The sequence below is a fragment of the Caballeronia sp. SL2Y3 genome (assembly GCF_022879575.1).
Lineage (GTDB): Bacteria > Pseudomonadota > Gammaproteobacteria > Burkholderiales > Burkholderiaceae > Caballeronia.
Genome location: NZ_CP084262.1, coordinates 469,976 through 488,207 on the forward strand (window position 1 = coordinate 469,976; position 18,232 = coordinate 488,207).

Below are 18,232 nucleotides of genomic sequence, written 5' to 3' on the forward strand. Positions count from 1 at the left end.
ATGCGGCGTTTGCGCGCGGTTGCGGTCTTTCCTTGCGAAGTTCGATTATCGCATTGATGACGATGCACGCGAACGCGAGCCGCGATCGGTGCGTATGATGGTGCTTCATCCAGGGAGAACACCATGCGAATCGAAACGTCGTTTCTCTTCGACCTCGACGGCACGCTCGTCGACAGCGTGTATCAGCACGTGCTGGCTTGGAAGGAAGCGCTGGATGCGGAAGGCATCGACTTGTCGGTGTGGCGCATCCATCGCAAGATCGGCATGAGCGGCGGACTTTTCACCAATCAGTTGCTGCGCGAGACGCACGGCGAAATCAGCGCGGAGAGGGTGGACCATCTGCGGCGGCTGCATGCCGAGGCGTACCAGCGGCTGCGCGCGCAGGTCTGCCCGCTGCCGGGCGCGCGCGAACTGCTCGCCGCGCTGACCGAAGCCGGCACGCGCTGGGCCATCGCGACGAGCGGCCGCATGGAGACCGCCGCGGTCAATCTGGAAGCGCTGGGCGTGGATGCGTCGAAGCAGGTCGTCGTCACGCGCGACGACGTGAAGTACGCGAAGCCCGATCCCGATCTGTTCATCGCCGCAGCCGAACGGCTGAACGTGCCGATCGAGCATACGGTGGTCGTCGGCGACAGCATCTGGGACATGCTCGCTGCGCGCCGCTGCCGCTCGCTCGGCGTCGGTCTCTTGTCGGGCGGTTATGGCAGCGACGAGCTCGAACGCGCGGGCGCGCTGCGCGTCTACGAAGACCCGGCGGATCTGCTCGCGCATCTGGACGAGGTGGCCGCGCGGCCGTAGCAACAGCGGCGTCATCGGAAACGCGGGAAAGCCGTGCGAGAATCTTGCGGCTACAGGACGATCTCGCCCATGCCTTCTTCGATTCGCAATTCGCTCGTCTGGATTTTCGAGCCCTTCGAGCGCGACGCCGCGTTCATCCGCAAACGCATGTTCGGATGCGACGCCGCGTATCTCGACGGCATGCTGTGTCTCGTCGCGGCGGACCGCGAGAAGCCGTGGAACGGCTTGCTCGTGTGCACGTCGCAGGAGCGGCACGCCGCGCTCGTCGATGCCATCGCGGCGTTAGAGCCGCATCCGGTGCTCGGGAAATGGCTTTACGTGGCGCAGGAACATCCGGACTTCGAGACGGTCGCGCAGCAATTGACGGCACTCGTTCTCGCGCGCGATCCGCGCATCGGCGTCGAGCCGAAACCGCGCAGGTCGCGGAGCACGCGCAAGCCCTAAGACGTCGAACGACATGACCACTTCCATCGCCGCGCGCAGCGGCGACCTACCGCTTGCGAGCATCGGCTGCATTCTTGCGTCGATGTTCTGCTTCGCCATCGTCGATGCGCTCGCAAAGAGCGTCGCGCTGCAGTATCCCGCCAACGAAGTGACGTTCTTCCGCATGCTGTTCGGCCTCATGCCCGCGTTCGCGATGTGCTGCACCGGCACGCGGTCTCTCGGCGAACGCATCCGGACGCTCGACCTCAAAGGACAGACCGTGCGCGCGCTGACGCTGCTCGGCGCGTCGGCATTCTTCTTCGCGGGGCTGCCATACATGCCGCTCGGCGAAGCCGTCGCGATTGCCTATTCGGAGACGCTGATCGTGGTCGTGCTCGCGCCTTTCCTGCTGCGCGAAAAGATGACGGCGCGCGGCGCGTGCGCCGCCTGTGCGGGCTTCGTCGGCGTGCTGCTCGTGGTGCGTCCCGGCGGCGGCGAGTCGCACTGGCTCGGGCCGCTGTTGCTGCTGGGCTGCGCGTTCTTCGGCGCGCTGTCGCTCATTCAGATCAAGCGGATTCGCGCCACGGACGATTCACGCACCACGGTCTTTTTCTTCTCGGCTGTCGGCACGGCCGTGACCGGCTGCACGCTCGCGTTCGAGTGGAAGACGCCGACGCTGCACGCGCTCGGCGTCATGGCGCTCATCGGCGTGTTCGCCACCGCCGGGCAATTGCTGTGTACGGTCGCGTATCGCCGCGCGGATGCGGGCGCGCTGGCGCCGTTCAACTACACGAGCATCGTGTGGGCCGCGTTGTTCGGCTATGCGGTGTGGGGAGAAGTCATCGCGCCGCTGTCGCTCACGGGCATCGTGTTGATCGTGGGAAGCGCGATCGTCGTCGCGTGGCAGCGCAAGCTGCCCGACGGCCCCAACGCATGAAACACGCGTGACCGCCTGACGTTGGGGCAAATTCGCAACAACGTCACATCGACGTGGCACGCTGTCTTTTTGCGCAGGTACACTGCCGAGCGCAGTTCTGTAGTTCTCCATGTGACCTATGACGTGCGATGCCGGCAAACGACCGTTCGCCGCTCCGCCGTCCACCACTTTTATTCTGCGAGCTTCCGATGAAAACTGCCGTTAAAAAAACTCTCGTTCTGTTCGTGCTCGCCGCGTTCGCTGCGCCTACGCTGTCGTTCGCTGCGGCCGAATACCCGGCCAACCCGAAGCGCCCCGCTTACAGCAAGACGCATAAGCATCACAAACATCACAAGAAATCGGCTGAGTAAGCCGGAGTCGGTCAAGCACTGATCGACGCGGCCGCTGATCACGCGCTGATCACTTATCGTCAGCGGCCGCTTTCGTTTCTAGCCCGCATCGCCCGAACTGATCACCGACTGCATGCTCGTCAGGAGCTTGCGCAAATAGCGAAGCAGTCCGATCACATCGCCGAACGCGATGAAGCCTTCTTGCGCGCCTTCGCCCATCAGAGGCTTGCCGTCCAGTGTCTTGTCGATGATAAGACCGCCGTACGCCGCATGCGGCATGTACTCGTTCCCGGCGATATGAAAGCGGTTCCCGTTCACCGCCGCATCGCGCAGACGCATGAGGAACTGAACCTCGGGCGTACGCGAATTCGACAGCCGATGCACATCGAAGAAATCCGCCACCGCGAGAATCGCGTTCGTGCAGGGCACGTGCAGCGCGAACGCCATGCGCGCTCGCGCGTCGTCGAAGGTTGGCCACGCGGGAAGGTCGTCGGACGGCTCATGCTTCATCGGCATGCCGTCTTCGCTGTGCGTGTGCGCTTCCGGCCTTGCATGGCGCTGCGCGAGCAGCCGCGCGACCGCGCTCAAGTCCGGCGCGCGCTCGCCGTGGTCGATCCAGTCGGCGAGCAGGCCGGCGTGCGTGTAGAGCGTCATCAATTGCGCGTCGATGAACGCGACACCGAGCCTGCAAGGGTCATCATGTGCCGTATCGGGCATGGTCGTCTCCGGTTTTTGATGCCGGAGACGCAAATTCCGCACCCGCGCGCGGCGCGTCAGAACAGGTTGCGCAGCCCGACCGATACGCCCGTCTGGTTCGACCGGCCCGGCAGTTCGACCACGCCCGCGCCCGTGACCTTGTTGAAGTCGACGGTGCCATACACTTCCGTGCGCTTCGAAAGCGCGTACTCCGCGAGCGCGACGCCCGTATAGCGATTGCCGCTGCCCGTCGCGCCGCCGCCGATCGCCGCGTTCTTCATGTGGTCGTAGTAGAACGCGCCGGTGAGCAAGAGCGCGGGCGTCACTTGCCACGTCACGCCGCCGAACGGGCCGTCGTCGCGGCGCCCGGACCCCTTGAGAATATCGACGCCCGCGACGAGATTGCGCTGCGCGAGCACGCTGTCGACGAAGCCCGTGTCATCGGTCGAATGCAGATAGCCGACGTACACCTTCGCCGGTCCAATGGCGTAGACCACGTTCGCGTTCCAGATCTTCTGCTTGTTGCTGGCGTTGTCGCTGTTCTGCTGATAGCCGCCGTCGATGGAAAGCGGCCCGACCGTGTACGACGCCGTGAAGCCGTACATGTTGCCCGCGCCCATATGGCCCGGCACCTGACCGGAGAAGCCGCCTGCGCCCGTCGCCGTGGAGTTGGTGCCGAACGAATACATTGCGCCGAGCGTGAGGCCGCCGAACGTGCCGGTGTACTTCACCGCGTTATCCGCATAGAGGCCCGCGCCCAACGCCACCGGCAGCCATGCGTTCTCGAAGTAGTTGCCGACGGTGAGCGGGTCGTAGACATCGCCGAGCATGTCGAAGAGCGGCGTCTTCTGGCGGCCGAGCGTCAGCGCGCCGTACTGGTTCGCGAGGCCCACGTAGGCCGCGCGGTTGAATTCGCGCTGGCTGTCCGAGTACTGGCCGTTTTGCAGTTCCACGCCGCTTTCCAGCCGGAACACCGCCTTCAGGCCGCCGCCCAGTTCTTCGGTGCCTTTCAGGCCGAAGCGGCTATTCGTGACCGCGCCGTTGGTCATGAACACCTTGCCGTCGTTGTTGGCGTTGGCGTTCGTGAGATAGCGCACGCCGACGTCGGCGACGCCGTACAGCGTGACCGAGCTTTGCGCGAAAGCGGACTGGCAGGCCAATGCAATGGCCGATGCGGCGAACGCGCTTGCCGCGCGCGAGGTGATCGTCTTCATGGGTGTCTTCTGCGTCTATTTCTGTCGATGTGATGCGCTCGTTTTCGGCGCACAGCCAGCGCGCCTCGAAAAAAGCACGCGGACTTTTATCACACCAGATATCGCAGCGCACGCATCCATGCAAACGGGAGCGATTTGTGTGGTGTTTTGCGCAACGCTTTTCGCGCGAGACTCAGCCTCACACCGCTTGCGTCGTGCCCGATGGCGCGGCGTCGAGAAAGCCTTCGCCCATCTCTTGCTCGAAGCGCGCGGTGCTGCCCTCCCACACGATGCGCGCACGTTCGGGCACATACACGCGGTCCGCGTGCGGCAGCAGTAGCATTCGCTCCATACGCGCTGAATCAGTAGTTATGATAGACACGCCTCGCGCATCTCATGCTGCAAAGCGGCAAAGCACAGCGCGCCATCGTTAGACGCTATGCTTGTCGATAACGAATACTTCGACGGAGGCAATGTCCGATGCTGACCATCTGGGGCCGAGCGAATTCGGTCAACGTGCAGAAGGTGCTGTGGTGCTGCGACGAATTGAGTCTCGACTATGAGCGCATCGACGCCGGCATGCAGTTCGGCCGCAATCACGAGCCCGGCTATCTGGCGATGAACCCGACGGGCCGCATACCCACGCTCGTCGATGGCGACTTCGTGCTGTGGGAATCGAATTCGATCATCCGCTATCTGGTCATGCAATATGGCCGCGACGATGCGCTCTATCCCGCCGATCCCAAGGTCAGGGCGAGCGTGGACCGCTGGCTCGACTGGACGCTGTCCACGCTGCAGCCCGCGGAACGCCCTGTTTTTTGGGGCTATGTTCGAACGCCCGAAGCGAAGCGCCACGTCAAGCAGCTCGAAGCCGATGCATTGGAAGTGGAAAAGCTCTGGCGCATGCTCGATGCGCATCTGAAGGGCCGCGACTATCTCGAAGGCGGCACGTTCACGCTGGCCGATCTCGTCATCGCGGCGTATGCGCGGCGCTGGTACGGCATCGCGGAACTCGCGCGGCCGTCGCTGCCCGATCTCGAACGCTGGTACGCGAAGCAGTCGGCACGCGCGGGCTTTCAGCGGTATGTCGCGCACGAATTGACCTGACTTCACCCTATCGAGAGCGACCCGCCATGACTATCGAACTGCATACGTGGAACACGCCGAACGGACGCAAGATCAGCGTCGCGCTCGAAGAGATGCAACTGCCCTATACGGTCAGGACCGTGAACATCACGAAGGGCGAACAGCACGCGCCGGACTTTCTGCGCATCAGCCCGAACAATCGCATTCCCGCCATCGTCGATCCCGAAGGCCCTGACGGTCAGCCGATCAGCGTATTCGAATCCGGCGCCATCCTGCTCTATCTCGGCGAGAAGACCGGCAAGTTCCTGCCCGCGAGCCTGCGCGAGCGCGTGCCCGTGCTCGAATGGCTGATGTGGCAGATGGGCGGCTTCGGTCCGATGCCGGGACAGGTGCATCACTTTCGCATGGTCGAAGCGGAAAGCGACCGGCGCTATGGCCTCAAACGCTATTCCGACGAAACGCGCCGCTTGTACGGCGTGCTCGACAGGCGGCTCGGCGAAGTGGAGTACGTCGCGGGCGCGCTGTCCGTCGCCGACTTCGCGATACTCGGCTGGGCGTGGCGGCACGAGCGCCATCAAGTTTCGCTCGACGCTTATCCGAACGTGAAGCGTTGGTACGAAGCGCTGTTCGCGCGTGACGGCGTGCAGCGCGGCTTTGCAGTGAAGCTCGACGATCTGGCTTGATAACCGCCGCATCCGCACGAGGACCACGACCATGAACGCCGGCAAATACGACGAAGGCCTTCCCAAGACCGCCGCCAACTTCGCGGCGCTGACGCCGCTTACGTTCATCGAACGCGCGGCATCCGTCTATCCGACGCGGCTCGCGGTCGTGCATGGCGATGTGCGTCGCACATGGGCCGAGACCTACGCGCGCACGCGACGTCTCGCTTGCGCGTTGGCTTCGCGCGGCATCGGCTTGGGCGATACGGTGGCGGCCATGCTGCCGAACACGCCCGAGATGGTCGAAGCGCACTTCGGCGTGCCGATGACGGGCGCGGTGCTCAACACGCTCAACACGCGCCTGGATGCCGCCACGCTCGCCTTCATGCTGACGCACGGCGAAGCGAAGGCGATCATCGTGGATCGCGAGTTCTCTGCGGTCGTGAAGAAGGCCCTATCAGACGTGCCGCAACCGCTGATCGTGATCGATGTCGATGACCCGCAGTACGCCGGTGCGGGCGAACGCATCGGTGAAATCGACTATGAGACGCTGCTCGCGAGTGGCGACGCGGCGTATGAATGGCTGCCGCCGTCGGACGAGTGGAATGCCATCTGCCTGAACTACACGTCGGGAACGACGGGCAATCCGAAGGGCGTCGTCTATCATCATCGCGGCGCTTACACGAATGCGGTGAGCAATATCCTCGAATGGGACATGCCGAAGCATGCGGTGTATCTGTGGACCTTGCCGATGTTCCATTGCAACGGATGGTGCTTTCCGTGGACGGTGGCAGCACGCGCGGGCGTCAACGTGTGTCTGCGCAAGATCGACGCGAAGGCGATCTTCGATCTGATTCGCCGCCAGCGCGTCACGCATTATTGCGGCGCGCCTATTGTGCAGAACCTGCTCGTCAATGCGCCGGACGACATGAAGGCCGGCATCACGCACAAGGTTCACGCGATGGTCGCGGGCGCCGCGCCGCCCGCCGCGATGATCGAAGGCATGGAGCGGCTCGGCTTCGAACTGACGCATGTATATGGCCTCACCGAAGTCTACGGACCCGCGACCGTCTGCGCGCAACAGGCCGAATGGAGCACGCTCGATATCGGCGAACGCGCGAGACTCAATGCGCGTCAAGGCGTGCGATACCACTTGCAGGATGCGGTCAGCGTGCGCGATCCGCTGACGATGGAGCCGGTTCTCGCTGACGGCGAAAGCATCGGCGAGATCATGTTCCGCGGCAACATCACGATGAAAGGCTATCTGAAGAACGCGAGCGCGACGGAAGAAGCGTTTCGCGGCGGCTGGTTTCATACCGGCGATCTGGCCGTCGCGTATCCGGACGGCTACGTGCGCATCAAGGATCGCAGCAAGGACATCATCATCTCGGGCGGCGAGAACATATCGAGCATCGAAGTGGAGGACGCGCTTTATCGGCATCCGGCCGTGATGGCCGTCGCGGTCGTCGCCAAGCCGGATGCGCGCTGGGGCGAGACGCCCTGCGCCTTCGTCGAACTGAAGGCCGGCGCTGAGGCGAGCGCAGAAGAACTGATTGCGCACTGCAAGACGCTGCTCGCGGGGTTCAAAGTGCCGCGTGCAATCGAGTTCTGCGAGTTGCCGAAGACATCGACCGGCAAGATCCAGAAGTTCGAACTGCGCAAGCGCGCGGGCTCGGTCGCGGCAATCGACGTTTGATGGAGACCACGCCATGAGCCATACGGAAACACTCGTCTGCGTCGAACGCGACGCATATGGCGTGGAAGGCGCGGTCTCGGTCACGATGAACCGCCCGAGTGCGTTCAATGCGCTCTCCGAGTCCATGCTCGATGCATTGGACGACGAACTAAATCGCATCGCTGAATCCGATGCGCGCGTGGTCGTGATCGCGGGCGCGGGACGCGCCTTTTGCGCGGGCCACGATCTCAAGGAAATGCGCGCGACGCCGTCGCTTGCCTACTATCGCGCGCTTTTCGCACGGTGTTCGCGGATGATGATGACGATCCAACGCATGCCGCAGCCGGTCATCGCGCGCGTGCATGGCATCGCGACGGCGGCGGGCTGTCAGCTCGTCGCGATGTGCGACCTCGCCGTTGCATCCGACGAAGCGCGCTTCGCGGTATCCGGCGTGAATCTGGGCCTTTTCTGCGCGACGCCGAGCGTGCCGCTCTCGCGCAACGTCTCGCGCAAGGCCGCGTTCGAGATGCTCGTCACCGGCGACTTCATCGATGCGCACACAGCATGCGAACGTGGCCTCGTGAACCGCGTCGCATCGTCGAACGAACTGGATGACGCCGTGCGCGTGCTTGCCGCGAGCATCGCACGCAAGCCGCGCGAAGCCGTCGCGGCGGGCAAGCGGCTTTTCTACCGGCAGCTCGAAACGGGCATCGAAGCGGCATACGCGCTCGCTGCCGAGACGATGGCCTGCAACATGATGGACGAGTCCGCGCTCGAAGGCACGCAGGCGTTCATCGAGAAGCGCCCGCCGCGCTGGTGACGCATCACGCGTCTGCTGATGCGGGGCTGGGGCAAACGCTTATGGCGACCCGGTTCATATTGCAAAGCCCATCGCTCTTGTCTAACGTCATGCGCAGCCGTGACCGAATGTCGCGCCTATATGTCGTTCCATCGCATGTTTGCCGGAATGCATAGCGGTGCGTCGTGCCGCGCACAGCCCACGACAAAGTAAAGACGAGCGCGCCACGCCAGAAGGATGGCGAACGGCGCGCCACGGAGACCACGATGAACAGCACCATCAAGCAAGGGGCCGCGCACGGCCCGCATGGCTTCTTTTCCAAGGAAGCGACCATCGCCCGGCCCGGCTTCTCGCGCTGGATGGTGCCGCCCGCAGCGCTCGCCGTGCATCTCTGCATCGGGCAGGCGTATGCGTTCTCCGTCTTCAATGCGCCGTTGACGCGCGCGATCGGCATCACGCAGTCCGCGCCGGACGACTGGTCGCTCACGACGCTCGGCTGGATCTTCTCGCTCGCCATCGTGTTTCTCGGGTTGTCGGCGGCCTTTGCGGGCAAGTGGCTGGAGAAAGTCGGCCCGCGCCGCACCATGTTCACCGCGGCCTGCTGCTTCGGCGGCGGCTTTCTCGTGTCCGCGCTCGGCGTGTACGTGCATCAGATCGTGCTGCTCTATCTCGGCTATGGCGTGATCGGCGGCATCGGCCTGGGGCTCGGGTATGTGTCGCCGGTATCGACGCTCATTCGCTGGTTTCCGGACCGGCGCGGCATGGCCACCGGCATGGCGATCATGGGCTTCGGCGGCGGCGCGATGATCGCCGCGCCCGGCTCCGTCGCCCTCATGAACTACTTCAAGAGCGCGACCAGCGTGGGCGTGGCCGAGACCTTCGTGGTGCTGGGCGTGCTCTACTTCATCTCGATGACCATCGGCGCGCTCGCGATCCGCATCCCGCCGGCGGACTGGAAGCCGGCCGGCTGGACGCCGCCTGCCACCGCGAACAAGATGATCACGAAGAACCACGTGCACATCGATCAGGCGCTCAAGACGCCGCAGTTCTATCTGCTGTGGCTCGTGCTCTTTCTGAACGTGACGGCGGGCATCGGCGTGCTCGGTCAAGCGTCGGTGATGATTCAGGAGAGCTTCAAGTCGTCGATCACGGCGGGCGCGGCGGCGGGCTTCGTCGGCCTGCTGTCGCTCTTCAACATGGGCGGACGCTTCGTGTGGGCGTCGGCGTCGGACTGGATCGGCCGCAAGAACACTTACTTCGTGTTCTTCGCGCTGGGCGCGGTGCTCTACTTTCTCGTGCCGCAGTTCGCGCAGGCCGGCAACATCGCGCTATTCGTGCTCGCGTACGGCGTGATTCTCTCGATGTACGGCGGCGGCTTCGCCACGATTCCGGCTTACCTCGCGGACATGTTCGGCACGGCGTTCGTCGGCGGCATTCACGGGCGTCTTCTGACGGCGTGGGCAGCGGCGGGCATCGCGGGTCCGGTGCTCGTGAACTACATCCGCGCCTACGAAGTGGCGCACGGCGTCGCGAAGTCGGATGCTTACACCATGACCTTGCACATCATGGCGGCGCTGCTCGTGATCGGTTTCGTATGCAACCTTCTCATCAAGCGCGTGGATGAGAAACATCACATGGACACGGCGGCCACGGCCAGCTGAATGAACGAGACCCACAAGGAGACCCGCATGAACCACCAATACGAACGCGGCTCGTCGAACAAGGGCCTGTTGCTGCTGTTCTGGCTCTACGTGCTGATTCCGCTCGCGTGGAGCATCACCAACACGCTCGCGCAGGCCGTCAAGCTCTTCAAGTAACGCGGCCGTCAAGCCGGACGCCGCGTTCCGGCGCCCGGCTTCGCGGCGCGCTTAACGGCCGCGCTGGCTTTGCCGGCTCAGGCTGCGTCGCGCGAGCGCGCTCAGAAGGAGCGTGCCCGCCACGAAATTGAACAGATACACGCCTGCCATCATCCAGTCTGCTTCAGTCATTGTCGTTCTCCTTCGAAGTTGGGTCGCAGCGGCGCTGCGTGGAGTGTTGTACGTTTGCCGTTCTGGCAGGATTAACGGCAGGCGCGCGCGAAGGTTGAGCGGCGTTCTCGCGACCGAAGAAAAACGATCGCCCGTTCGTGAACCGCGCGTGCGGCGCGGCGCGAGTCGGCGTATCGTGCGGGATGCCTGGACGCCCTTCATCACTTCCGCTTCCTATGACCACCTCTCGCCGACACTTCCTGATTCTGACGACGGGCGCCGGCGCATCGCTCTGGCTCACGCGAGCCAGCGCCGACGCGCCGCATTTGAGCGAAACCGATCCCGCAGCCATTGCCGTCGGCTACAAGGAAGATGCCGCGAAGGTCGACAAGGCGAAGTACCCGAACTACGCAGCGGATCAGGCGTGCGCGAACTGCTCGCTGTTTCAGGGCAAGTCCACCGATGCGTGGGGCGGCTGCACGCTGTTCGGCGCAAAGCTCGTGGCCGGGCGCGGGTGGTGTGCTTCTTATACGAATATGTGAGGGGCGGCTGGCGAACTGTCACCGCACCGAATACCCCACAAACCGCCACACCCTGTCCGGATCCAGCATAAACGTCACCACTTCACGCGCCGACTGCCGCGCCTGGCTGAACTGCGTATCGAACGAAACGCTCATGAACCAGCCCGCGGGCATGTTGCCGGTGCCGTCGAAATGCAGGTGCTTGACGCCCATCGGCATGCGCATGCCCGGCGTGCCGAGCGCGGCGCGGTCGCGCGTGACCTTGCTCACGAAGTCCTCGCGCGTGATGACTTTCTTCGCGACGGCCGAGCCCGCATCCCACACTTCGCCCGTCTTGTTCTGATCGATCATCTTCACGATGACATCGGCCATTTGCGCGATGTCCTGATCCTGCTTGTCGAGTCCCGCCTGTTGTTCGCGCGTCAGCGAAGGCGTCGGCTGCGCGTGGGATAGCACCGCCAACGACATCAGCGCCAACGCGGCCAGCCGCTTGTTCATGCGTGTTTTCATAGTGTGAGGATTGCGTATTGGTTTTCAGCAATTGTAGGTCGCGCTTTTATGAGACAGTCTGAAATTCAGCGTTTCGTCAGGCGTACTGGATGCTGCGGTCACGCGCATCCTTGGAGCCGGATACAACGTTCGAAGGAGACGCGACATGCGACTGGTCGACTGGAACATGCAATGGGGACGCGGGGTGGATGGCCGCGTCGATGTGGCGAGGATCGTCACGGAAGCGAAGGCGCTGTGCGAGTTCGACGTGCTCTGCCTGCAGGAAGTCACGCGCGGCTTTCACGAGGGCGAGCAGGCGGGCGGGCTAGCGGGAGGCCCTGACGCGGATCAATTCGCGGAACTGGCGAGCCTCATGCCGGGCGCGACGGTCATCGAAGCAATAGGCTCGGATTTGCCGTCCGTAGGCTCAGGCACGGCGCGCAGGCAGTTCGGCAACGCCATCGTCAGCCGCTTGCCGGTGCGGCAAGTGCTGCGTCATTCGCTGCCGTGGCCCGCCGATCCGGCGAAGCCGTCGATGCTGCGCGTCGCGCTCGAAGCGGTCATCGAAACGGATGTCGGGCCGCTGCGCGTCATCAGCACGCATCTGGAGTTCTATTCGGAGACGCAGCGTCTCGCGCAGGTCGCGCGGCTGCGTGAGTTGCATCGCGAAGCGTGCGAGCATGCGCGCCGCCCGGCGAAGGCCGAGACGCTCGCGAGCCCGTTCGCCGATACGGCGCGGCCCATGTCGGCGATCGTCTGCGGCGATTTCAACAGCGCCTACGAAGGCGCGGCGTATCGCGCGATGCTGGAGCCGATGACCGATGCGCCCTCTTTCGTCGATGCCTGGTCTCACGCGCATCCGAACGAGCCGCGCGCCGCGACGGTCGGTCTCTACGATCACGAACAATGGGCGGACGGTCCGTTCGCGTGCGACTTCATCTTCGTGACCGAAGACCTCGCGCCGCGCATCGCGGCTTGCGAGGCGGATCAGCAGAGCCGGTCATCGGACCATCAGCCCATGTGGCTGGAACTGCGTTAGTGTGCGTCAGCCGCGCGCGAGGTACTTCTCGACGAGCTTGACCCAGTACGTCGATCCGAGCGTCAGGACTTCGTCGTTGAAGTCGTAGCTGCTGTTGTGCAGCATGCACGGGCCGATGCCATGCCCATGCTCGCGATGCGCGCCGAGGCCATTGCCGATGTATCCATAGCATCCGGGACGTTCCAGCAGCATGTACGAGAAGTCTTCCGCGCCCATCGTCGGATCGACGTTCGTGTTCACGTGATCCGCGCCCGCGACTTCCTGCATCACGCCGAGCGCGAACTGCGTCTCGGCTTCCGTGTTCACGGTCGGCGGATAGTTGCGCACGAAGTTCACTTCGGCCTTGCATCGGTACGCCGCCGCCGTCGCCGTCACGATCTCCTTCATGCGCGTCTCGATCAGGTCGAGCACTTCGACGGAGAACGTGCGCACCGTGCCCGCGAGGGTCGCGGTCGTCGGAATGGCATTCACCGCATGGCCCGCTTCCATCTTCGTGATGGAGAGCACGGCGGCGTCGATAGGCCGCTTGTTACGCGTCACGATGCTCTGCAAGCCCGTGCCGATCTGCAACGCGGTGAAGACGGGATCGATGCCATCGTGCGGAATCGCGGCATGCGCGCCCACGCCTTCGATGCGGATCTCGAACTCGTTGCTCGATGCCTGCGTCGCGCCCACGCGTGCGCCGAAGTTGCCCGCGGCCATGCCGGGCCAGTTGTGCAGCGCAAACACGGCATCGACGGGGAACTGCTTGAAGAGGCCATCGTCGATCATCGCTTTCGCGCCGCCGCCGCCTTCTTCCGCAGGCTGGAAGATGAAGACCACGGTGCCGTCGAAGTCGCGATGCTTCGCCAGATAGCGCGCCGCGCCGAGCAGCATCGCGGTGTGGCCGTCGTGGCCGCAGGCGTGCATCTTGTTCTCGTGCTTCGACGCATGCGCGAACGTGTTGAGTTCGGGAATCGGCAACGCGTCCATGTCCGCGCGCAGGCCGATCGCGCGCGGGCTCGTGCCCTTCCTCAGCACGCCGACCACGCCTGTCTTGCCGAGTCCGCGCGTCACTTCGATATCCCAGCTTTCGAGCTTGCTCGCGACGAGATCGGCGGTGCGGGCTTCTTCATAGCAAAGCTCGGGATGCGCGTGAATGTCGCGGCGAATGGCCTTGAGTTCGTCCTGCGCCTCGGCGATCTCGGGAATGATCGGCATGCTGTCCTCTTGCGTCGAATGATGAATACGGCATTGTCGACGGCCGTAATTCACAGCGAAAGCTGATATTTCTTGTCCGTGACTTAAGCAAACCTCATGGGTTGCGTGCGGTCTCGGCGGCTTGCGAGCGTGCGCGAATGCTGTCCTGCACCACGCGCATGACGGCGTGCCGGTCGTGGATCTTGCGCTCCAGCATGCCGACGACGCGGCGCGGCGTATTCTTCGCGAGCGGCAGCACGGCGAGCGCGGGATCGCTTGCCCACGAACCGTATTCGAGCAGCGGCACGACAGATACGCCCGCGCCTTGCCGCACGAGTTCGACGATCACTTCCAGCGAATTCAGTTCGAGGAACTCGTTCACCGCGAGCCGGTTGTGACGCAGCGCGCGATCGATCAGCGCGCCGGTGCGTTGCGCGCGGTCGAAGCGCAGAAACGGCGCGCTCGCGAGCAACTCCGCTGCGCTCGCGCCCTCGCTCGCCGACGATCCGATGGCGACCAGCGGCTCCGAATAGAGCGGCGTCCAGCTGAGGCTCGCGGGCGTCTTGCCCGCCATTTCGACGATCACCGCCGCGTCGATTTCGCCGGCTTCCACTTGCGGCGCGAGCGCGAGCGCCTTGCCGGTGAAAAGCCGCACATCGAGCCGCGGGTACTGGCCTTTCAACTCCGTGACGACCGATGCCAGCGCGCCCATCGCCGAATCCACCGCGCCTATCGACACCGAGCCGGCGATTTCATCGTCGAGGCCGGTGAGACGCATGCTGTCGTACAGCGCGACGATCCGCTCCGCCTGCGGCAACACCTGCTTGCCGATGCTCGTCAGCCGGTTCGTGCGCCCGACGCGGTCGAACAGCGGCCGCTTCAGATCGTCTTCGAGCGACTGCATCTGCATGCTGACGGCTGCCTGCGTCAGCGCGACTTTCTCGGCGGCGGCGGCGAACGAGCCGTAGCGCGCCACGGCGATGAACGTGCGCAAAAAGCGGATGTTGCTCATGGCGATCTCGTGGCGATCTTGTTTCGGTCGCGTTCGTATTAGGGATTCACCTGACGTTGTAATCAGGTTTCCTTGAGTGTCAGTTCAGAAATTCTATATTTTCTTATTTCAGCGAGGCGTACTCTTCTGTGGTCGTTTCAGCAGGTTGAAGCGGATGTCGTCGCAAGAAGCCGGAGCCACCGCGCTTATACCCCACACACTCGACCCCAAGCCACGGAGTCCACTCGATGAGCACCGTACTACCTGCTTCCCACGCCGCCGGCGAGAACGCCGCGGTCAATCTTTCCGGGCGACGCGCCATCGTCGTATCGACCATCGGCAACGCGCTGGAATGGTTCGATTTCATGGTGTACGGCTTTTTCGCGGTCATCATCTCGAAGCTGTATTTCCCGGCGACGAGCCCGACCATCTCGCTGCTCGCCACCTGGGCGACCTTCGGCGTGGGCTTTCTCACGCGGCCGCTCGGCGGCGTCGTGCTCGGCGCGGTCGCTGATCGCGTCGGGCGCAAGTCGGCGCTCACGCTCACCATTTCGCTGATGGCCGTGGGTATCGCGATCATCGCGTTCGCGCCGACGTATGCGGCCATCGGCGTGGCCGCGCCGCTCCTGATGCTGCTCGGCCGCCTGATCCAGGGCTTCTCCGCTGGCGGCGAAGTGGGCTGCGCGACGGCGTTTCTCGTGGAATACGCGCCCGCGAACAAGCGCGGTTACTTCGGCAGTTTCCAGATGGTCGCGCAGGCCGCCGCGAGCCTCGCGGGTTCGTTCTTCGGCGCAGTGCTCACGCGCACGCTGAGCCCCGAGCATCTGAACAGTTGGGGCTGGCGCGTGCCGTTCGTGATCGGCCTGTTGATCGTGCCGGTGGGTCTCTATTTGCGCTCGAAACTGGATGAATCGCCGGTCTTCGTCGAGAAGGCGCAGAAGAACGAACTCAGCGCGAGCCCTATCCGCGATACCGCGACGAAGCATTGGCTGCCCGTTTTGGCCGGTTTGGGACTGACGGTGTTCGGCACCATCGGCACGTATATCTTTTTGTTATACCTGCCGACGCACGCGACGCGCGTGCTGCACATGGCGCTCACCGACGGCCTCATTAGCTCGACCATCGGCGCGCTCGTGTATCTCGTCTGCTGCCCGATTTTCGGCAGACTGTCGGATCGTCTCGGGCGCAAGAAGGTGATGGCCACCGCGCTCGCGCTGTCGCTCGTGACCGCCTACCCGATCTTCTCGTTCCTGACCGCGCATCCGAGCCTGCCGACGCTCGTCTGCTGCCAGGCGTTGCTCATGGTCTATCTCAGCGCATATCAGGGCTGCTATCCCGCGTTCATCTCCGAACTGCTGCCGTCCAGCGTCCGCTCGACGGGCATCTCGGTGAGCTACAACGTCGCGGTGATGATCTTCGGCGGCTTTGCGCCGGCTATCGTCCAATGGCTCACGATGACCACGGGCGATCCGCTCGCGATCTGCTATTACGTGATCTTCGGCAGTGCGGTCGCGCTGGTGACGATCCTTCCGCTGCGCGACCGCTACAGCGACGCGCTGCGCTAACGTGCATTGCCGTGCTGCATTGCATTGCTTAAGCCTCGATTAAGAAACGGGTCGTAGTCTGCATTCGACCGACCCACCCCTCCTTCCGGCCGCGCGAGCGGCCGTTTTTTTTGGGCTCATTGCAATGCGATTGCTCCTGCGTCTTCTCGCCGTAATCATCGTGCTCGTCCTCTTCGTGACGCTAGGCGCATTCGTGCTTTCGCTCTTCGCTCGCGGCCTCATTCCTCACTGACTAATCGATAAACCGCAGCACGTTATGCAGCGGCTCCCGCGCGCTTATCAACTGGTTCTCCGGCTGCGACCAGTCCGCATAACCGAGGCTCATGCCGCAGACCACCGTCTCGTTCTGCGGCAGTTTCAGGTGCGCCGCAATGATGCGGTGATAGCGGTTGAAAGCCGCCTGCGGACACGTATCGAGGCCGAAGGCGCGCGCCATCAACATCACGTTCTGCAGGAACATGCCGTAGTCGAGCCATGAACCGCGCTCCATCGTGCGATCCGTCGTGAAGATGACGCCCACGGGCGCGCCGAAGAACTCGAAGTTGCGCGCCATCTGCGCATGCATGCCTTGCTTGTTTTCGCGCGTCAAACCGAGCAGCGTATAAAGACCGATGCCGAGCGCGCGGCGTCGCTCCAGATAAGGCGAGGACCACGTGCGCGGGTAATATGGAAACTCTTCTTCGTGCTCGCGGTCGGCATCCGGATCGTTGAACACGTCGAGTATCGCCTGCGACAGCGCCGCTTTCACGTCGCCCGTCAGCACGTAGACCTTCCACGGCTGGATGTTGCTGCCCGAAGGCGCGCGGCAGGCGTGCGTGAAGATCGCTTCGAGCGTCGAACGATCGACAGGATCGGGCAAGAACGCGCGGATCGAACGGCGCGTGGCAATGGCATCGGTGACGGAAAGGCTTTCGTTCATCGGGCGGAAATAGGCAGTGAAGCGACACCGCGAACGCTACCACGCATTCCGCCGTAAGCCGTGTTTCACGCACCGCCGCGCGATTCGTGAAAGATCCGCTGCGTCTGCCTATACTGGCTGAGTGTCATCTCGTATCACATCGAAAGCCGGAACGGTCCTGACGCCTTCATGCGCAGACCCGTTTCGCGCCGCATCTCCGCACTGGCGGGCGCTCGCCGCACCCCGCATGTGTCGCCGCTTCTTCGTCTTTCTCAGTCTGGACGCTTGCTGCCGCCTTACTGCCGCAAGTCGCGCCACTGCCCGCAACCATTTGCATGGGACCGGACGCGCCGCCGCGCCGGTCGAAAAGGAGAATGCTCGATGCAACACCCCGTCCCTCAATCGAATGCCACGCGCATCGTGCCGCGCACGCCGCCTCGCGTTAATGAAACAGAGTCCGCGACGCACGCCGCGCCAGCCGAAGTGCTCACGCCGCCATCGACCAAGACGAGCGATGCGAACGCCAGCGTCACGCTGACCGTGAACGGCCGCAGCATCACGCTGTCGCTCGATCCGCGCACGACGCTGCTCGACGCCTTGCGCGAGCATCTGCATCTGACCGGCACGAAAAAAGGCTGCGATCACGGGCAATGCGGCGCATGCACGGTGCATGTCAACGGCCGCCGCGTGAACTCGTGTCTGTGCCTCGCCGCCGCTCACGACGGCGATGCGGTCACCACCATCGAAGGCATCGGCGAAGTACAGGCGCTGCATCCGCTACAGGCGGCCTTCGTCGAATGCGACGGCTATCAGTGCGGCTACTGCACCGCCGGCCAGTTGATGTCGGCGGTCGCGCTGCTCGACGAACCCATCGGGCCGAACGACGAAGACGTGCGCGAGGCCATGAGCGGCAATCTGTGCCGTTGCGGCGCCTATCAGAACATTGTCGCCGCGATCCAATCCGTGCGCGGCAACAAGGGCTGAG

At 63.8% G+C, this 18,232-nt stretch carries 20 protein-coding genes; 13 read left to right on the top strand and 7 right to left on the bottom strand.

Annotated elements, in window-relative coordinates; translation table 11 throughout:
• The first annotated feature begins 123 nt into the window (after window positions 1-123).
• The 3 genes from LDZ26_RS21045 to LDZ26_RS21055 all read left to right on the top strand — a co-directional run bounded on the left by LDZ26_RS21045 (window position 124) and on the right by LDZ26_RS21055 (window position 2,158).
• Window positions 124-798, top strand: a complete 675-nt coding sequence (locus LDZ26_RS21045) for an HAD family hydrolase (RefSeq protein ID WP_244850506.1) — start codon at window positions 124-126, stop codon at window positions 796-798.
• A gap of 69 nt (window positions 799-867) precedes the next feature.
• A complete protein-coding gene (locus tag LDZ26_RS21050; RefSeq protein ID WP_244850508.1) occupies window positions 868-1,242 on the top strand; it encodes a hypothetical protein in 375 nt (124 codons plus the stop codon).
• 13 nt (window positions 1,243-1,255) lie between these two features.
• Window positions 1,256-2,158: a DMT family transporter gene (locus tag LDZ26_RS21055; protein ID WP_244850510.1), complete on the top strand. Its 903-nt coding sequence runs from the start codon at window positions 1,256-1,258 to the stop codon at window positions 2,156-2,158.
• 428 nt (window positions 2,159-2,586) lie between these two features.
• Here LDZ26_RS21055 and LDZ26_RS21060 read toward each other — a convergent pair whose 3' ends face one another.
• The 3 genes from LDZ26_RS21060 to LDZ26_RS21070 form a co-directional block, all read right to left on the bottom strand.
• Window positions 2,587-3,204, bottom strand: coding sequence for a hypothetical protein (locus LDZ26_RS21060; protein ID WP_244850512.1), 618 nt, complete (start codon window positions 3,202-3,204; stop codon window positions 2,587-2,589).
• 56 nt (window positions 3,205-3,260) lie between these two features.
• Window positions 3,261-4,397, bottom strand: a complete 1,137-nt coding sequence (locus LDZ26_RS21065) for a porin (RefSeq protein WP_244850514.1) — start codon at window positions 4,395-4,397, stop codon at window positions 3,261-3,263.
• 178 nt (window positions 4,398-4,575) lie between these two features.
• Window positions 4,576-4,719, bottom strand: coding sequence for a hypothetical protein (locus tag LDZ26_RS21070; RefSeq protein ID WP_244851136.1), 144 nt, complete (start codon window positions 4,717-4,719; stop codon window positions 4,576-4,578).
• 137 nt (window positions 4,720-4,856) lie between these two features.
• Here LDZ26_RS21070 and LDZ26_RS21075 point away from each other — a divergent pair, with 137 nt between their 5' ends.
• From LDZ26_RS21075 to LDZ26_RS21105, 7 genes are all read left to right on the top strand, one after another.
• Window positions 4,857-5,483, top strand: a complete 627-nt coding sequence (locus LDZ26_RS21075; RefSeq protein ID WP_244850516.1) for a glutathione S-transferase family protein — start codon at window positions 4,857-4,859, stop codon at window positions 5,481-5,483.
• Between the two features lie 26 nt (window positions 5,484-5,509).
• Window positions 5,510-6,145: a glutathione S-transferase family protein gene (locus LDZ26_RS21080; protein WP_244850518.1), complete on the top strand. Its 636-nt coding sequence runs from the start codon at window positions 5,510-5,512 to the stop codon at window positions 6,143-6,145.
• A gap of 31 nt (window positions 6,146-6,176) precedes the next feature.
• Window positions 6,177-7,820: an acyl-CoA synthetase gene (locus tag LDZ26_RS21085; protein ID WP_244850520.1), complete on the top strand. Its 1,644-nt coding sequence runs from the start codon at window positions 6,177-6,179 to the stop codon at window positions 7,818-7,820.
• Window positions 7,821-7,833: 13 nt separating this feature from the next.
• Complete coding sequence (locus LDZ26_RS21090) at window positions 7,834-8,619, top strand: enoyl-CoA hydratase (RefSeq protein WP_244850522.1); 786 nt, start codon at window positions 7,834-7,836, stop codon at window positions 8,617-8,619.
• A gap of 245 nt (window positions 8,620-8,864) precedes the next feature.
• On the top strand, window positions 8,865-10,259 hold the full coding sequence (locus LDZ26_RS21095; RefSeq protein ID WP_244850523.1) for an OFA family MFS transporter: 1,395 nt from the start codon (window positions 8,865-8,867) through the stop codon (window positions 10,257-10,259).
• A 27-nt stretch (window positions 10,260-10,286) separates the two neighbouring features.
• Window positions 10,287-10,415 (top strand): oxalate:formate antiporter, encoded by a 129-nt coding sequence (locus tag LDZ26_RS21100; protein ID WP_244850524.1) that lies wholly within the window; start codon window positions 10,287-10,289, stop codon window positions 10,413-10,415.
• 386 nt (window positions 10,416-10,801) lie between these two features.
• Window positions 10,802-11,107: a high-potential iron-sulfur protein gene (locus tag LDZ26_RS21105; RefSeq protein WP_244850526.1), complete on the top strand. Its 306-nt coding sequence runs from the start codon at window positions 10,802-10,804 to the stop codon at window positions 11,105-11,107.
• Window positions 11,108-11,125: 18 nt separating this feature from the next.
• Here LDZ26_RS21105 and LDZ26_RS21110 read toward each other — a convergent pair whose 3' ends face one another.
• Window positions 11,126-11,584 carry a DUF4019 domain-containing protein gene (locus LDZ26_RS21110; RefSeq protein WP_244850527.1) on the bottom strand — a complete coding sequence of 153 codons (459 nt, stop codon included), beginning with the start codon at window positions 11,582-11,584 and terminating at the stop codon, window positions 11,126-11,128.
• A gap of 157 nt (window positions 11,585-11,741) precedes the next feature.
• Here LDZ26_RS21110 and LDZ26_RS21115 point away from each other — a divergent pair, with 157 nt between their 5' ends.
• Entirely contained in the window at window positions 11,742-12,614 is an 873-nt protein-coding gene (locus tag LDZ26_RS21115) for an endonuclease/exonuclease/phosphatase family protein (RefSeq protein WP_244850535.1), read from the top strand.
• 6 nt (window positions 12,615-12,620) lie between these two features.
• Here the strand turns inward: LDZ26_RS21115 and LDZ26_RS21120 are convergent, their stop codons facing one another.
• Together LDZ26_RS21120 and LDZ26_RS21125 are read right to left on the bottom strand one after the other, a co-directional pair.
• On the bottom strand, window positions 12,621-13,814 hold the full coding sequence (locus LDZ26_RS21120) for a M20 aminoacylase family protein (protein ID WP_244850536.1): 1,194 nt from the start codon (window positions 13,812-13,814) through the stop codon (window positions 12,621-12,623).
• Window positions 13,815-13,908: 94 nt separating this feature from the next.
• The gene (locus tag LDZ26_RS21125; protein ID WP_244850537.1) at window positions 13,909-14,805 is read right to left on the bottom strand and encodes a LysR substrate-binding domain-containing protein; all 897 of its coding nucleotides are present in this window, start codon (window positions 14,803-14,805) and stop codon (window positions 13,909-13,911) included.
• Window positions 14,806-15,032: 227 nt separating this feature from the next.
• Here LDZ26_RS21125 and LDZ26_RS21130 point away from each other — a divergent pair, with 227 nt between their 5' ends.
• Window positions 15,033-16,349, top strand: a complete 1,317-nt coding sequence (locus tag LDZ26_RS21130) for an MFS transporter (RefSeq protein ID WP_244850539.1) — start codon at window positions 15,033-15,035, stop codon at window positions 16,347-16,349.
• A 232-nt stretch (window positions 16,350-16,581) separates the two neighbouring features.
• On the opposite strand, the gene LDZ26_RS21135 is transcribed toward LDZ26_RS21130, so the two are convergent.
• Window positions 16,582-17,268: a nitroreductase gene (locus tag LDZ26_RS21135; protein ID WP_244850540.1), complete on the bottom strand. Its 687-nt coding sequence runs from the start codon at window positions 17,266-17,268 to the stop codon at window positions 16,582-16,584.
• Between the two features lie 360 nt (window positions 17,269-17,628).
• On the opposite strand from LDZ26_RS21135, the gene LDZ26_RS21140 reads away from it, so the two are divergent.
• On the top strand, window positions 17,629-18,231 hold the full coding sequence (locus tag LDZ26_RS21140) for a (2Fe-2S)-binding protein (RefSeq protein WP_244850542.1): 603 nt from the start codon (window positions 17,629-17,631) through the stop codon (window positions 18,229-18,231).
• The last annotated feature ends 1 nt before the right edge of the window (window position 18,232 follow it).

Excerpts from the sequence above, each read along its gene's own strand:
- LDZ26_RS21125 (WP_244850537.1), bottom strand. The coding sequence starts at position 14,805 with ATGAGCAACATCCGCTTTTTGCGCACGTTCATCGCCGTGGCGCGCTAC.
- LDZ26_RS21085 (WP_244850520.1), top strand. The coding sequence starts at position 6,177 with ATGAACGCCGGCAAATACGACGAAGGCCTTCCCAAGACCGCCGCCAAC.
- LDZ26_RS21130 (WP_244850539.1), top strand. The coding sequence starts at position 15,033 with ATGAGCACCGTACTACCTGCTTCCCACGCCGCCGGCGAGAACGCCGCG.
- LDZ26_RS21095 (WP_244850523.1), top strand. The coding sequence starts at position 8,865 with ATGAACAGCACCATCAAGCAAGGGGCCGCGCACGGCCCGCATGGCTTC.
- LDZ26_RS21065 (WP_244850514.1), bottom strand. The coding sequence starts at position 4,397 with ATGAAGACGATCACCTCGCGCGCGGCAAGCGCGTTCGCCGCATCGGCC.
- LDZ26_RS21090 (WP_244850522.1), top strand. The coding sequence starts at position 7,834 with ATGAGCCATACGGAAACACTCGTCTGCGTCGAACGCGACGCATATGGC.
- LDZ26_RS21055 (WP_244850510.1), top strand. The coding sequence starts at position 1,256 with ATGACCACTTCCATCGCCGCGCGCAGCGGCGACCTACCGCTTGCGAGC.
- LDZ26_RS21075 (WP_244850516.1), top strand. The coding sequence starts at position 4,857 with ATGCTGACCATCTGGGGCCGAGCGAATTCGGTCAACGTGCAGAAGGTG.
- LDZ26_RS21135 (WP_244850540.1), bottom strand. The coding sequence starts at position 17,268 with ATGAACGAAAGCCTTTCCGTCACCGATGCCATTGCCACGCGCCGTTCG.
- LDZ26_RS21120 (WP_244850536.1), bottom strand. The coding sequence starts at position 13,814 with ATGCCGATCATTCCCGAGATCGCCGAGGCGCAGGACGAACTCAAGGCC.
- LDZ26_RS21045 (WP_244850506.1), top strand. The coding sequence starts at position 124 with ATGCGAATCGAAACGTCGTTTCTCTTCGACCTCGACGGCACGCTCGTC.
- LDZ26_RS21050 (WP_244850508.1), top strand. The coding sequence starts at position 868 with ATGCCTTCTTCGATTCGCAATTCGCTCGTCTGGATTTTCGAGCCCTTC.
- LDZ26_RS21110 (WP_244850527.1), bottom strand. The coding sequence starts at position 11,584 with ATGAACAAGCGGCTGGCCGCGTTGGCGCTGATGTCGTTGGCGGTGCTA.
- LDZ26_RS21105 (WP_244850526.1), top strand. The coding sequence starts at position 10,802 with ATGACCACCTCTCGCCGACACTTCCTGATTCTGACGACGGGCGCCGGC.
- LDZ26_RS21080 (WP_244850518.1), top strand. The coding sequence starts at position 5,510 with ATGACTATCGAACTGCATACGTGGAACACGCCGAACGGACGCAAGATC.
- LDZ26_RS21060 (WP_244850512.1), bottom strand. The coding sequence starts at position 3,204 with ATGCCCGATACGGCACATGATGACCCTTGCAGGCTCGGTGTCGCGTTC.
- LDZ26_RS21115 (WP_244850535.1), top strand. The coding sequence starts at position 11,742 with ATGCGACTGGTCGACTGGAACATGCAATGGGGACGCGGGGTGGATGGC.
- LDZ26_RS21140 (WP_244850542.1), top strand. The coding sequence starts at position 17,629 with ATGCAACACCCCGTCCCTCAATCGAATGCCACGCGCATCGTGCCGCGC.
- LDZ26_RS21070 (WP_244851136.1), bottom strand. The coding sequence starts at position 4,719 with ATGCTACTGCTGCCGCACGCGGACCGCGTGTATGTGCCCGAACGTGCG.
- LDZ26_RS21100 (WP_244850524.1), top strand. The coding sequence starts at position 10,287 with ATGAACCACCAATACGAACGCGGCTCGTCGAACAAGGGCCTGTTGCTG.